Origin of the sequence: Streptosporangium sp. NPDC050855, assembly GCF_044456585.1 — a bacterium.
Taxonomy (GTDB): Bacteria; Actinomycetota; Actinomycetes; order Streptosporangiales; family Streptosporangiaceae; genus Streptosporangium; species Streptosporangium longisporum.
Genome location: NZ_JBITFY010000020.1, coordinates 30,980 through 46,089, shown reverse-complemented (window position 1 = coordinate 46,089; position 15,110 = coordinate 30,980). Strand labels below are relative to the sequence as shown.

Here is a 15,110-nt window from a genome sequence, read left to right as displayed (position 1 = left end):
AGTCTCTCTAGAATCGGTCCCCGGCTCCGGGCGGGCCGCTCAGGGTTCGGCGCCCTGGGGCACCTGCGCCGAGCGGCGGGCGATCGAGCGCACGATCTCCCCGGTGCGCACGGCGGTCATGGACAGCAGCGACGAGGCGATCCCGTGGGTGTCCTCGGTGGCCCCCTGCAGGTAGACGCCCCAGCTCTTGCCGGGGTCGACGGCGATCCGGTAGTCGCGCTCCACCAGCAGCTCGCCCGCCTCGCCGGTACGGCAGTGCTCGCGCGCCTCGCCCAGCAGGTCCAGCGGGTTGCGCTCGCGGTAGCCGGTCGCGCAGACGACCGCGTCGGCCTCGATCGTGCTCGTCTCGCCCGTGGGCAGGAAGCACAGCCGGACGCGGGCGCTCTCGCCGTCCTCGTCCACGCCGAGCAGGCGGGAGGCGTTCAGCATGCGCAGGCGCTCGACCCCGGCGACCTTCTCGGCGTAGGAGCGCCGGTAGAGCTCGTCGATGAGGTCCATGTCCACCACCGAGTAGTTGGTGTTGCGGGAGTAGGCCAGCAGCATGCGCTTGACCTCCTCGGGGGCGGTGAAGAAGTGGTCGACGGCCTCGGGGTCGAAGATGCGGTTGGCGAAGGGGCTGTCGTCGGCCGGCGAGTAGCCGTACCGGGTGAAGACCGCGCAGATCTCCGCGGAGGAGTAGGTGCGGTGCAGGTGCTCGACGGCCTCGGCCGCGCTCTGCCCGGCGCCGACCACCACGAACCGCCTGGGCTCGCGGCCGCCGAGGCCCTCCAGGCGGGCCAGCAGCTCCTCGGTGTGCCAGATCCGCTCTCCGGAGCGCACGCCGCCGGGCAGAACCGGGTCCAGCCCGACCGCGATCACCAGGTTGCGGGTCAGACAGGTGTGCAGCTCGTCGCCGCGCTGCACGACGACCTCCAGCGTGTCGTCGTCGTGCGGGCGCACCGCCACGACCTCGGAGTCGTAGCGCACCAGGTCGGCGAAGGAGGCGGCGACCCACTCCAGGTAGTCGTGGAACTCCAGCCGGGTGGGGAACATGGTCTTGTGGTTGATGAAGTCGACCAGCCGGCCCTTTTCCTGCAGGTAGCACAGGAAGGAGTAGGGGCTGGTCGGGTTGCGCAGGGTGACCAGGTCCTTGAGGAAGTGGACCTGCATCGTGGCGCCGTCGATGAGCATGTTGCGGTGCCAGCCGAACCTGGGCTGCCTCTCGAAGAAGACCGCGTTCACGCCGGCGCCGTACTCCTCCTCCAGGGCCACCGCGAGCGCGAGGTTGGAGGGCCCGAAACCGATGCCCACGACGTCATAGACCGGGCTCGACATGTTCGCCTCTCACGTGCTGAGGAATGGTCCCCCGGAGCCGGGCGGCGGCGGGGGGGAGAGCGGGTCCGCACGGGATCCGCACGGGATCCGCACGGGATCCGCGCAGGATCCGCGCAGGATCCCGCGGGAGCCCTCCCCGGGACGGCCCGCCGGGGCGGGCCCGTCCCGGGGAGGGCCGGGACGTCCGTCAGGAGGACGAGGCGGCCTTGGCGACCTTGGCGACCTGGGGCACGAGCTGGTCGACCACGTAGGGGATCGCCAGCGGCGTCGGCGTGCGCAGCGGCCAGAACGCCTTGAGGTCCAGCGGCACGTACGAGCCGCGCTCGACCACGTCCAGGCCGGAGAACAGGGCGTTGGCCTCGATCTTCTTCTGGGTGGCGGCGTCGTCGTTGTAGTGGCTGAGCAGCACGTCGACGTCGAGGACCTTCACCTTCTCCATGCTCAGCTCGGCCGCGAAGCCCTCGCCGGGCAGGGCCTTGATCTCCTCGGGCAGCACCATCCCGAACTGGTCGAAGAGCTTGACGCTGATGTCGGCGTCGGACTTCATGACGCCGATGTTGCCGGACGGGAAGACGCTGGTGAGCGCGTACTTCTTGCCGGAGAGCTCGGGGTGGGAGGTCTTCACCGAGGCGATCTTCGCCTCGACGTCGGCGACGAGCTTCTCGCCCTCGTCGGCCTTGCCGACCGCCTTGGCGACCTGGCGGGCCACGGTCTGCCAGGAGTCCTCGGCCGGGCCGGTCTCGTAGGCGGTGGTCGGCGCGAGCTGGGACAGGCCCGCGTACTCCTTGTCGATGTAGTAGTCGCCGCCGGCCAGGATCAGGTCGGGCTTGAGGGCGGCGATCTTCTCCAGGGAGAAGCCGGCCTCGCCGGCCTTGAGCAGCTCCGGCTTCGCACCGGAGAGCCTGGGGGCGGTCCAGGGGGTGAGGCCGTCGGGCTGGATGCCGGTCAGCTCCGCCATGCCGACCGGCTGCACGCCCAGGGCGAGCAGGGTGTCCTGGTCGATCTCACCGAGGGCGACGATACGCTGGGGCGCGGATTCGATCGTGGTGGTGCCGAGCTTGTGGGTGATGGTCACCGGGAATCCGGAGCCTGCCTGGGCGGCGGGCGTCGTGGCGCTCGCGGCGGGCTGCTCGCCACCGCCTCCGCCACCGCACGCGCCGACCAGGCCGAGGCCGAGCAGGAGTGTTCCGGTGGCGAACAGACGGCGCATCGTGTCGCGCATGGGTATGGGTGTCCTTCCAGAGCTCACGAGAGCTCCCGTTTTAGGTAAGCCTCACCTAAGTTAACAATCTTTGCCCGCCCTGGGAAGCGCTTCACGACGAAGCGCTTCCCGGCGAAGCGCCTCACTCCAGGCGGTCGACGAGCTCGGCCACGCTCTGGGACGTCATCAGCGTGGCGATCCGCACCCCGGCGCACCCGGGCTCGCGCCGGATCCTGCGGACCAGCTGCATGGCCAGCAGCGAGTGACCGCCCAGGTCGAAGAAGTTGTCGTGCGGCCCGACCGCGTCCACCTCCAGGACCTCGGTGAACACCCGGCACAGCCGCTCGGTGAGGTCGTCGTCGCGCCGGGACGCCGGTCCCGTGGCGGCGGCGGTGACCGTGCGGGCCTCCAGCGTGACGGGCAGGTCGCTCAGGCGCGTCTCGGGTTCGGCCGCGACGCGTCCCAGCACGTCCAGGAGCGCCCCGATCATCGTGTCCACGGTGGCCGGGTCGAACAGGTCGGCCGAGTAGTCGACGATCAGGTGGAGCTCCTCCCCCCGCTCCCGGAAGATGAAGTCCAGGTCGAACTTGGCCGCGGGCGGGCTGAACAGCGCCTCCCGCTGCCGCAGCCCGGGGAAGTCCACCTCGCCCATGGCCTGGTTCTCGTAGCCGACCATCACCTGGAACAGCGGGTTGCGGCCGGGCACCCGCGGCGGGCGCAGCGCCTCCACCAGCGCCTCGAACGGCAGGTCCTGGTTGGCCAGACCGGCCAGGTCGGTGTCGCGGACACGGGCCAGCAGCTCGGCGAAGGACGGGTCGCCCGAGGTGTCGGCGCGCAGCACCAGCGTGTTGACGAAGAACCCGACCAGGTCGGCGACGGCCTCGTCGGTGCGGCCCGCGACCGGGCTGCCCAGCGGGATGTCCTCCCCCGCGCCCGTACGGTGCAGCAGCGCGGCCACCGCGCTCTGGCAGACCATGAACATGCTGGCCTGCGCCGAGCGGGCGAGCTCGCGCAGCCGCCCGGTCAGCGCCGCCGGCAGCCGCCTGGTCGCGGTCCCTCCGCGCTGGCCGACGGTGGCGGGCCTGGGCCGGTCCACCGGCAGCGGGATCTCCTGCGGCATGCCGGACAGCGCCCGCGCCCAGTAGGCGAGCTGGCGGGCGTGCAGGCTGCCGGGGTCGGCGAGGTCGCCGAGCAGCTCGCGCTGCCAGAGCGTGTAGTCGGCGTACTGCACCGCGGGCGGCTCCACGGCCGGTGCCGCGTCCCGCAGCCGCGCGGCGTAGGCGCGGGCCACGTCCCTGGCGAACGGGCCGAAGGACCACTCGTCGAACGCGATGTGGTGGAAGACCGCCAGCAGCAGGTGCTCGTCCGGCCCCTCCTCGATGAGCGCGACCCGCAGCGGGATCTGCGTGGCCAGGTCGAACGGGCGCGCGATGACCTCCTCGGGCGCCGCCGAGGTGACCTCCAGGACCGGGCGGACCTGCTCGGGCGGCAGGACGCGCTGGAAGGGCACGCCCTCGTGCTCGGCGAAGACGGTCCGCAGGCTCTCGTGCCTGGCGGTCACGTCGCCGATCGCGGCCTGCAGCGCGGCCACGTCGAGCCTCCCGCTCAGGTGCACCGCGAGCGGCAGGTGGTAGGCCTCGCGCGGCCCCTCGTCCTCGCGCAGCATCTGGTCCAGCAGCCACAACCGGCGCTGGGCGTACGACAGCGGGACGCGCTCGGGCCGCTCGGCGGGCACCAGCGGAGGCCGCAGCGCGACCCCGGCCCGGTCGTGCAGCCGTCCGGCCAGCTCGGCGACGGTGGGCGCCTCGAACAGGTCGCGGATGGCCAGCTCGGTGCGAAGCACCGCGCGGACCCTGCCGACCAGCCGGGTCGCCAGCAGCGAGTGACCGCCCAGCTCGAAGAAGCCGTCGTCGATGCCGACGCCGGAGACGTCGAGCACCTCGCCGAACAGCGTGCACAGCAGGTGCTCCACCGCGGTCCTGGCGGCGCGCCCGCTCCCGCGCGGCCCGTGCCGGTCCGGGGCGGGCAGAGCCCTGCGGTCCAGCTTGCCGTTGACGGTCAGCGGCAGCGCGTCCAGCGTCACGATCGCGCTCGGCACCATGTAGCCGGGCAGCCTGCGCTTGAGCCCCTCGCGCACCCGGGCGGCGAGCGCCCCGTGGTCGCGGGCCGCCGCCGGGTTGCTCGCGTACGAGGCGGGCCTGCGGTCGGGGTCGGCCGGAGCGTACGCGGCCCCGCCACCGAAGACGGCGTCGTAGTACCCGATCTCGGCCGAGGGGGTGATGACCACGTCCGGGTCGAGGGCGTACAGCGACTCGGGGTCGACCCCGCGCGGGGGCTCGCCCAGCAGCTCGCGCGCCCGCCTCGGCGAGGCGCCGCCCTCCAGGGCGCGCAGCGCGGCGAGCTCGCCGGACAGGCGGGGGTCGGGGATGCCCCGCACCCGCAGCGGCCCGGCCGGGCCCGCGGGCGGCAGGGTGCCCGGCCCGGCCCAGTCCACCACCGGGGTCTCCTCCGCCGGTACGGCGGGCGGGGTGACCGGCGCCTTCCACAGCGTCACGTCGTAGCGGTGCCTGCTGAGCTCGTTGTGGTGCACGCCGCGCTTGGCGCGGACCTCCACCCGCGCGGCCACGCCGAGGGCGGTGAAGAACGCGGGGTCGAGCAGCAGCTCCTTCTCCATCCGGACGGCGCGGTCGATCGCCGCGGTGACCGCCCGCGGGTCGCCGCCGTCCCCGTCGTCGTTGCCGTCGCCGTCCGCGCCGGTGCCGTCGCCGAGGCGGCCGAGCTGGACGGCCGCGTGCAGGCAGCGCACCGACCGCAGGTCGCGGACGTCGCCGACGAACAGCGCGCCGCCGGGGGCGAGCAGGTCCATCGCGGCGCCGATCACCTCGGCGAGGTAGCCGGCGCTCGGGAAGTACTGCACCACCGAGTTGACCACGACGACGTCGAAGTGCCCGGCGGGCAGGCCGGCGGTGTCGTGCGCGGGCCGGCAGCTCAGCCGTACCGGCGAGTCCGGGCCGAGGTCGGCCTGGAGCTTGGCGATGACGGGGGCGGCGAAGTCGGTGCCCCAGTACTCCTCGCAGTCACCGGCGAGCCGCGACAGCAGCAGGCCGGTGCCGACGCCGATCTCCAGCACCCGCCGGGGCCGCAGCGCGGCGATCCTGGCCACGGTGGACTCGCGCCACTCGCGCATGTGCTCCAGCGGGATGGGCGTCCCGTCGTAGCTGCTGTCCCAGCCCGCGAAGTCCTCGGCGTGCACGGCCGTGCCGATCTCGGTGTACTCGGCGTCGTAGATCTGCCGCCACTCCGCCAGGTGCTCGGCCTCGGCCTCGGGCTGCGCGGCGCCGTCGGGCACCACGTAGCCGACGAGGCGCTTGACCCCGGGCACGTCCGTGCTCACCGCGACGACCGCGGCCTGCCCGACGCCGGGCTCGGCCGCCAGCGCGGTCTCGACCTCCTCCAGCTCGACCCGGTAACCGCGGATCTTCACCTGCTCGTCGGTACGGCCCAGGAAGTCGATGTTGCCGTCCTCGCGGACCCGTACCAGGTCACCGGTGCGGTACATCCGCTCCCCCGCCTGGAAGGGGTCGGCCACGAACCGTTCCGCGGTCAGGCCCGGCCGGTCGAGGTAGCCTCGGGCCAGGCCGGCGCCGGAGATGTAGAGCTCTCCGGGTGAGCCGGGCGGGACCGGCCGCAGCCAGGCGTCGAGCACGTACCCGCGGGTGTTCCAGATGGGCTTGCCGACGGTTGGGGTGGCGCTGTCCTCGGTGCCGCCGCCGAGGGTGTTGATGGTGTACTCGGTCGGGCCGTAGAGGTTGTAGCCGAGCGTCCCCTCGGTGCGCGCGAGCCGGTCCCACACGGCCGCCGGGACGGCCTCGCCGCCCAGCAGCACCAGCGGCGGCCGGTGCTCACCGTCGAGCAGGCCCTCCTCCAGGAGCTGCTGCGCGTAGGTCGGCGTCACGTTGATCACGTCGATCCGGTGGCGTCGCAGGTACTCGGTCAGCGCCTCGGCGTCGCGCCGCAGCTCCTCGTCGCAGACGTGCACCTCGTGGCCCTCGATGAGCCAGAGCAGTTCCTCCCACGACATGTCGAAGGAGAACGACACGGTGTGCGCGATCCGCAGCCGGCGTCCGGCCGAGGCCACGACCGGGTCGAAGATGTTGGCCCGGTGGTTGAACTGCATGTTGGTCAGGCCCCGGTAGGGGGTGACCACGCCCTTGGGCCGGCCGGTCGAGCCGGAGGTGTAGATCACGTACGCGGGGTGCTCCAGCCGCCCGGGGACGTCCCTGCCGAAGCCGGGCGTCTCCTCGCCGGTCAGGCCGGTGCCGGGCAGCCGGTCCAGGCGCTCGCGCACCGCGGGGTCGTCGAGCGCGATCGTCTCCCCCGGGCAGGTCAGCCCGGCGGCGATGGCGCGGTGCGAGACCAGGCAGGCCGGGGCGGCGTCGGCCAGCATGAAGTCCAGCCGGTCGGCCGGGTAGTCGAGCTCCAGCGGCAGGTAGGCGGCGCCGGTCTTGAGCACCGCGAAGAGCGCGACGACCATCTCCGCCGAGCGGGGCAGCGCGAGGGCGACGACCCGTTCCGGACCGGCCCCGTGCGCCAGCAGCAGCCGGGCCAGCCGGTTGGCCGCGGCGTCCAGCTCGGCGTAGGTCAGCCGCACGTCCGGCTGGGAGACCAGGGCGAGCTCGTCCGGGGTGCGCGCGGCCTGCTCGGCGAGCAGCTCGGCGATGGTGAGCTCGGGCACGAACCGCTCGGAGTCGGCCCAGTCGCGGCGCAGCCGGTCGTGCTCGCCGGGCAACAGCAGGTCGAGCCGGTGGCAGGGCCCGGCCGGGTCGGCGGCGACGGCCTCCAGGACGCGCACGTAGCGGTCGGTCAGGCGCGCGGCCTCGGCCTCGGTGAAGGCGTCGCCCCGGTACATGACGCGCAGGCCCGCGCCGGGCTCGACGACCATGGTGACCGGGTAGTGGGTCGCGTCGCGGACCTGGCGGCCGGTCACCCGCACGTCGCCGCCGGGGCCGAACCCGCGCCCGACGGGCATGCCGGGGAAGTTCTGGAACACGAAGAGGGTGTCGAACAGGGTGCCGAGACCGGTCTCCCGCTGCACGTCGGCGAGCGCGACGTAGGAGTGGTCGAACAGCTCCGACTGGAAGGTCTGCACCCGCTCCAGGACGGCGCGGAGCGGGTCGGCCGCCGAGGCCCGCACCCGGACCGGGACGGTGTTGAACAGCAGGCCGACGATGGACTCCACCCCGTCGACGTCGGGGTGGCGGCCGGAGACCGAGACGCCGAAGACCACGTCGTCGCGGCCGGTCAGCCCGGCCAGCAGCAGTCCCCAGGCGCTCTCGTACAGGGTGCCCAGGGTCAGGCCGGACTCGCGGGCCAGGGTGTCGAGGCGGGACGCGAGGTCGCCGGGCAGCGCCCGGTGGATCTCCCCGGCACCCGCGAGGTCGGCGGGGCGGCCGGTCAGCTCGGGCCTGATCAGGGTGGGCTCGTCGAGGCCGTCGAGGGCACGGGCCCACGCCTTGAGCGCGGCCTGGCGGTCCTGGGCGTTGACCCAGTCGAGGTAGGCGTGGAAGGGGACGGCCGGGCGGTCGTGCTCGGCCTCGGCGTCGGTGTAGAACTCCAGCAGCGAGGTGACCAGCAGGGCGCCCGACCAGCCGTCCAGCAGGATCAGCTCGGAGGTCAGCACCAGCCGGAAGTCCTCCTCCCCGACCCTGGCCAGCGCGAAGCGGATCAGCGGCGGGGAGTCGGGGACGAACGGGCGGGCGCGCTGCGCCTCGACGAACGCCTCCAGGCCGTCCGCCCCGCCGATCCCGCCGACCCGGTCGGTCTCGCCGGTCTCGCCGGTCGTCCCGGTGAGGTCGGCGAAGGTCCAGTCGACCTCGAAGTGCTCGGGGACGAACTGCACGGTACGGCCGCCGTCGGTGCGGAACCCGGCGCGCAGGTTGGGGAACTTCAGCAGCACCCGGCGCGCGGCCCCGGCCAGCCGGTCCGCCTCGACCGGCCCGGTCAGGGTCACCACGGCCTGCTGGACGTAGATGTCGCGGTCCTCGCCGGCCATCATCAGGTGGAAGAGCAGGCCCTCCTGCAGCGGGGAGAGCGACAGCTCGGCCCGCTCCGGGCCGGAGGCGCCCCCGGCCGGGACGTCCGTCGCGGGGACGCCGGGCACGGACGCGTCCGGTACGGGGACGTCCGGCGCGGACGCGTCCGGTGCGGTCGCGGCGGCCGGGATGCGGGCCAGGGCCTCGACGGTGCGCAGCCGGAACACGTCGCGGACGGTGAAGGCGAACCCGGCGCGGCGGGCCCTCCCCACCAGCAGGGCGGCGCTGATGCTGTCGCCGCCGGTGCGGAAGAAGTCATCGTCGGCGTTGACGGCGTCCCGCCCGACGGTCTCGGCCACCAGCCGGGCCAGGGCGCGCTCGGCCCCGGTCTCCGGGGCCCGTCCCGCGCGGGCGGCGGGCTCGGGCAGCGCCCGGCGGTCGAGCTTGCCGCCCGGGGTCAGCGGCAGCCGGTCGAGGCCGACGAGCACGGCCGGGACGAGGTGGCCGGGCAGGGTCTCGCGGAGCCCTTCGTGCAGCGCGTCGAGGTCGGTGCCGGGCTCGGTCTCGACGTAGCCGACCAGGCGCGGCCCCGAGCGGAGCGCCACGGCCGCCCGCCGCACCCCGGGCCGGGCCGCGAGCGCGGCCTCGACCTCCCCGGGTTCGACGCGGAAGCCACGGATCTTGATCTGGTCGTCGGCGCGGCCCAGGAAGTCCAGGGCGCCGTCGCGGCGGCGGCGCACCCGGTCGCCGGTGCGGTAGAGCCGCGAGCCGGGCGGGCCGAAGGGGTTGGCGACGAACCGCTCGGCGGTGCGGGCCGGGTCGCCGAGGTAGCCGCGCGCCAGGCCGTCCCCGGCCAGGTACAGCTCGCCGACCGTCACCTCGCGCAGCCCGGCGTCCAGCACGTACGCCTCGGTGCCGGTGATCGGGACCAGTCCCCCTGCGCCCTCGGCGATCAGGCTGTCGCCGGCCGCCTCGGAGCAGCCGTACAGGTTGACCAGCCGGGCCGGGACCCGCGCGGCCAGCGCGGCGGGCAGGGCCTCGCCGCTGCTGACCCAGGTGGTCACCGAGCCGAGGTCGCCGGCCTCGCCGGCCCGCAGGAGCGCGGACAGCAGGCCGGGCACGACCGTCACCAGGTTCACCCGGTGCCGGCGGATCAGGCCGGCCAGGGCGAGCGCGTCGACGGCGGTCTCGTCGTCGGCCACGACGACGGTGTCGCCGACCACGAGGCCGCCGAGCAGTTCGGTGCTGCCGTCGATGAAGGCCGGTGAGCTCTTGGCGACCCGCGTGCCGGCCGGGGCCAGGTCCATGCCCCAGGCCAGGCGGCCGGCCAGGGCCCGCTGGGTGCCGGCGACGGCCTTGGGCGTCCCGGTGGAGCCCGACGTGAAGATCACGTACGCCGGGTGGTCGGGCAGCGGCCGGGTCCGGGCGCGGGGCGGCGCGTCCGGGGGGAGCTCGTCGGCCCCCAGGACCAGCAGCGGGCGGGCCGCGTAGAGCATCAGGTCGATCCGGGAGCGCGGGTAGGTCGTGTCGATCGGCAGGTAGGCCGCGCCGGTCTTGAGCACCGCCAGCAGGGCGATCACGAACTCGGCGGAGCGGGGCAGCGCGATCGCGACGATCCGCTCCGGCCCGGCGCCCGCCGCGGCGAGCCGGTCGGCGAGGGCCTCGGCGCGCTCGTCCAGCCCGGCGTAGTCGAGCACGGTGTCGCCGAAGACGACCGCGGGGGCGTGCGGCGTCCGCGCCACCTGGGCCTCGACCATCTCGGCGACGGTCAGGCCGGCGGCCCCGCCGTCGCGGGTCTCGCGGAGCTCGCGGAGCTCGCGGGTCTCGCGGGCCTCGCGGGCGGTGACGGCGGGCCGGGCGGCCGGGGCGCCGAGCGCCGACAGGCGCCGCGCCGGGTCCTCCACGGCCCGCCTCAGCAGCTCGGCGAGGTCGTCGAGCAGGCCGGTGACGGTCTCGGCGTCGTAGAGGTCGGCGGCGTAGGCCACGAACCCCTCGATCAGGTCCTCGCCCTCGGAGAAGTAGACGTCCAGGTCGAACTTGACGCCGCCGGTCCGCGGCAGGAACGGCTCGGCGCGCACGCCCGGCAGCCGGAGCCGGACGTCCTCCAGCCGCTGGTGGACGATCATCACCTGGAACAGCGGGCTGCGGGCCAGCGAGCGCTCCGGCGCCAGCCGCTCCACGACCTGCTCGAACGGCACGTCGGCGTGGGAGAACGCGGCCAGGTCGGTACGGCGGACCCGCTCCAGCAGTTCGGTGAAGGCCGGGTCGCCGGACAGGTCGGTGCGCAGCACCACGAGGTTGACGAACACGCCGACCAGGTCGGACAGGTCGGCGTCGGCACGGCCCGCGACGGGCGTGCCGAGTGCCACGTCCTCGCCCGCGCCGGCCCGGTGCAGCAGCGCGGCCACGGCGGCGTGCAGGACCATGAACACGCTGGTGCCGGTCCGCAGGGCCAGCTCGCGCACCCCGTCCAGCGGCAGCCGGAACGGGACGAGCCCGCCGCGGTGGCTCGCCTCGGCGGGGCGGGGCCGGTCCGGGGGCGGCGTGCTCTCCTCGGGCAGCCCGCGCAGCGTCCGCTCCCAGAAGGCGGTACCACCGGCGACCTCGGGGACCCGGCTCCGCCAGACGGCGTAGTCGGCGTACTGCACCGGCAGCGGCGCCCAGTCGGGCGCGGCGCCCGCGGCGCGGGCGGTGTAGGCGCGCGACAGGTCGGCGAGCAGCGGCGTGAACGACCACTCGTCGGCGGCGGCGTGGTGCTGGAGCATGACCAGCACCGACTCCTCGGCGGAGACGCGCAGCAGGGTCGCCCGGATCGGCAGGTCGGTGGCGAGGTCGAAGACGTGCGAGGCGGCCCGCGTCTCGGCCTCTCGCAGCCACTCCTCGGAGCGTCCGCGCGCGTCCACCACGTCGAAGGCGGCCTCGCCGGTGGCCAGGACGCGCTGCACGGGCAGGCCGTCCTCGCCCTCGACGAGCAGGGTGCGCAGCGCCTCGTGGCGGGCCACCACGTCGGCGAAGGCGGCGCGCAGCGCGTCGACGTCGACGGGGCCGCGCAGGCGCAGGCCGAGCGGGAGCGCGTCGGCGGCCGAGGGGCCGCGCAGGCGCTCCTCGAACCACAGACCGCGCTGCGCGGGCGAGGCCGGGACGACGTCCGGCCGGACGACGTCGCGGACCCGGGGGCCGGTGCCACGGGTCAGGCGGGGGGCCAGGGTGGCGACCGTGGGCGCCTCGAAGACGTCGGCGATGGTGAGCTCGGCGTCCAGCGCGGCGCGTACCCGGCCGGCCAGGCGGGTGGCGAGCAGCGAGTGGCCGCCCAGCGCGAAGAAGTCGTCGTCGATGCCCACGCTCTCCAGCCCGAGCGTCTCGGCGAAGACCGCGCACAGCGCGGCCTCGCGCTCGTCGCGCGGTTCCCGGCCGGAGACGCGGACCTCGGGGGCGGGCAGCGCGGCCCGGTCGAGCTTGCCGTTGACCGTCCGCGGCAGCGCCTCCAGCAGGACGGTCGCGGAGGGCAGCATGTACTCGGGAAGCGCCCCGGCCGCGGTGGCCCTCAGGCCGGCCTCGTCCAGGCCGTCGTCCAGGTCCGGGTGCGGCACGACGTAGGCGACGAGCCGCCTGTCGCCGGGGGTGTCCTCGCGGACCACGACGGCGGCCTGCGCGACACCGGGGTGGGCGGCGAGCACCGCCTGCACCTCGGCGGGCTCGATCCGGAAGCCGCGGATCTTCACCTGGTCGTCGCCGCGGCCCAGGTACTCCAGGGAGCCGTCACGGGCGCGGCGGGCCAGGTCGCCGGTGCGGTACATGCGCTCACCGGGCGGGCCGAAGGGGTCGGCGACGAAACGCTCGGCGGTCAGCCCCGGACGGCCGGCGTAGCCGCGGGCGAGCTGGACGCCCGCCAGGTAGAGCTCACCGGGGACGCCGACCGGCACCGGGCGCAGCGCGGCGTCCAGGACGTAGGCGCGGGTGTTGGGGAACGGGTGGCCGATCCCGTCCGACGGCAGCTCGGCGGAGGTCGCCCAGATCGTCGCCTCGGTGGGCCCGTACATGTTGACGGCCGAGGCCGCGGTGGCGTGCAGGGTGCCGGCGAGCGCGGGCGGCAGGGCCTCGCCGCCGACCAGGACCCGCAGCCCGGCCAGTGCGGACGGCTCCAGCGACCCCAGCAGCGAGGGGGTGCCCTGGACGACGGTCGCCCCGGCCAGCGCCCGGCCCAGCGCGGCCGGGTCGCGCACGGTCTCGCGGCTCGCGGGGACCACGGTCGCGCCGCTGATCAGCGGTACGTACAGCTCCAGCGCGGCGATGTCGAAGGCGATCGTGGTCACCGCGACCAGCCGGTCGCCGGCGCCCAGGGCCAGGCGCTCCCGCATGGTGAGCAGGAAGGCGGTGAGCGCCGAGTGCGGGACGGCCACGCCCTTGGGGCGGCCGGTCGATCCCGAGGTGTAGATGACGTACGCCAGGTCGCCGCCCCGCACCGGCCGCGCCTCCGCGCCGGCCGCCGTGCCCGACGCGACGGCGGTCGCGGGGGCGTCGAGGAGGAGCGCGTCGGTCCCGGGCGGCAGGAGCGCGGCGGTCTCCGCGGTCGCGAGCGCGCAGAGCGGGGCCGCGTCCTCGATCATGTACGCCAGCCGGTCGGCCGGGTGGTCCAGGTCGAGCGGCAGGTAGGCGGCGCCGGCCTTGAGCACGGCCAGCAGCGCGACCACCAGGTCCGGGGTGCGGGGCAGGGCCAGCGCGACGACCCGGTCGGGCCCGGCACCGCGCTCGCGCAGCAGGCCGGCGAGGTCGCGGGCGCGCCGGTCCAGTTCGGCGTAGGTGAGCGCGCCGGACTCGCCGTCCACGGCGACCGCCTCCGGGGTGCGCGCGGCCTGCTCCTCGAACAGGGCGGTGACCGTGGTGTCCGGGACGGGACGCGCGGTGTCGTTCCACGCCTCCAGCAGCGCCGACTCGGCCGCGTCGAGCAGTTCCAGGTCGGCGATCGGCGTGTCCGGGGCGTTCACCGCGCCGCCCAGCAGCGTCTCCAGGTGGACCAGCAGCGCGTCGATGCGCTCGTCGTCGAAGAGCTCGCGGCGGAAGGTGGCCTCGACCGTCATGCCCTGCGGCCGGACGAACGCCTCCAGCGACAGGTCGAAGTGGGTGGTGCCGTTGTGGACGTGCGTCCAGCCCGTGGTGAGGCCGGGCAGGTCCAGCTCACCGATCTCCTGGGCGAGGAAGAGCAGCATGGTGTCGAAGAACGGCGACCCGCCGCGCCTGCGGGCCGGCCGCAGCTCCTGCACGATCGTGTCGTACGGCAGCGTCCGGTTCGCGAACCCCTCGGTGCAGGTCTCGCGCACCCGGTGCAGCACCTCGCGGAAGGTGGGGGCGCCGGACAGGTCGGTGCGCAGCACCAGGGTGTTGCCGAAGTTGCCGGCCAGCCGCTCGATCTCGGTGTGCTCGCGGTTCATCACCGCCGAGCCGATCGCGATGTCGGTCGCGCCGGTGTAGCGGTGCAGCAGCACCGCGTGCGCAGCGAGCATCACCATGTACGGGGTGAGGTTCTCCCGGGCGGCCAGCGCGCGCATCCCCGCGGTGACGGCATCGTCGAAACGGCGGGCCCTGCGCCCGCCGCGCTCGGAGACGACGGCCCCGCGCGGGCGGTCGGCGGGCAGGTCCAGGGGGGCCGGGGGCGGGTCGAGGCGCCGGCGCCAGTACTCCAGCTCCTCGGCGGCGCGCGGGCGGCCCTGCTCCCAGGCGGCGTAGTCGGCGTACTGCACCGGCAGCGGGGGCAGGCCGTCCGGCTCGCCGGAGAGCGCGGCGCGGTACAGCGCCGACAGGTCGCGCGAGAGCGACCCCCAGGTCATGCCGTCCCAGGCGATGTGGTGCACGACCAGGACCAGCGCGTGCTCGTCGGCGCCGAGCCGGAGCAGTTCCAGCCGGATCGGCCGTTCGGTCCGCAGGTCGAACGGGAGCGCGGCCAGGTGCGCGGCCCGGGCCTCGGCGTCGCCGCAGTCGTGCGGCGGCAGGTCGAGGGAGTCGTCGTCCAGGACGCGCTGCACCGGCCCCCCGGCGCCCTCGCCTCCCGCGGTGTTCCCGCTGTTCCCGCTGTTCCCGCTGTTCCCGGTGTCCCCGGCGTTCGCGGTGCTCGCCACGTTCCCGGTGTCCCCGGCGTTCGCGGTGTGCTCGTCGTCCTCGTCGTAGACGGTGCGCAGCACCGCGTGACGGCGGATCAGGCCGCGCAGGGCCTCGCGCAGCGCCTCGACGTCGAGCGGGCCCGCCATGCGCACCAGCAGGCAGACGTTGTAGGCGGGGCTGTCGGGGAACGTCCGGTGGTGCAACCACATGCTCTGCTGGGCGTAGGACAGCGGGGCCGGTCCCGCCGAGGCGCGCGGGACGATCCCGTCCCTGCCGGGCCCTAGCCCCGCCTCGGCCATCATCCGCCGCATCAGTTCACGTCGCCGCGCAATGTCCTGCTGTTGCCGCACGCTCAACTCTTCCTTTGGGGCCGGGGCCGGGCACTGTCCAGCGTCTGGCTTAGGTTAGCCTTGCCTCTTAAATTCACACAAGGTTAGGCTTACCTAATTAGTCGGGAAGTTCGTCCC

At 74.8% G+C, this 15,110-nt stretch carries 3 protein-coding genes; all 3 read right to left on the bottom strand.

Going from position 1 to position 15,110, the window contains the following annotated elements:
* Positions 1-39: 39 nt before the first annotated feature.
* Positions 40-1,314 carry a lysine N(6)-hydroxylase/L-ornithine N(5)-oxygenase family protein gene (locus ACIBCT_RS32060; protein WP_399194992.1) on the bottom strand — a complete coding sequence of 425 codons (1,275 nt, stop codon included), beginning with the start codon at positions 1,312-1,314 and terminating at the stop codon, positions 40-42.
* A 187-nt stretch (positions 1,315-1,501) separates the two neighbouring features.
* Complete coding sequence (locus ACIBCT_RS32055) at positions 1,502-2,536, bottom strand: iron-siderophore ABC transporter substrate-binding protein (protein ID WP_399194990.1); 1,035 nt, start codon at positions 2,534-2,536, stop codon at positions 1,502-1,504.
* Between the two features lie 121 nt (positions 2,537-2,657).
* Positions 2,658-14,993: an amino acid adenylation domain-containing protein gene (locus tag ACIBCT_RS32050; protein ID WP_399194988.1), complete on the bottom strand. Its 12,336-nt coding sequence runs from the start codon at positions 14,991-14,993 to the stop codon at positions 2,658-2,660.
* Positions 14,994-15,110 lie beyond the last annotated feature (117 nt).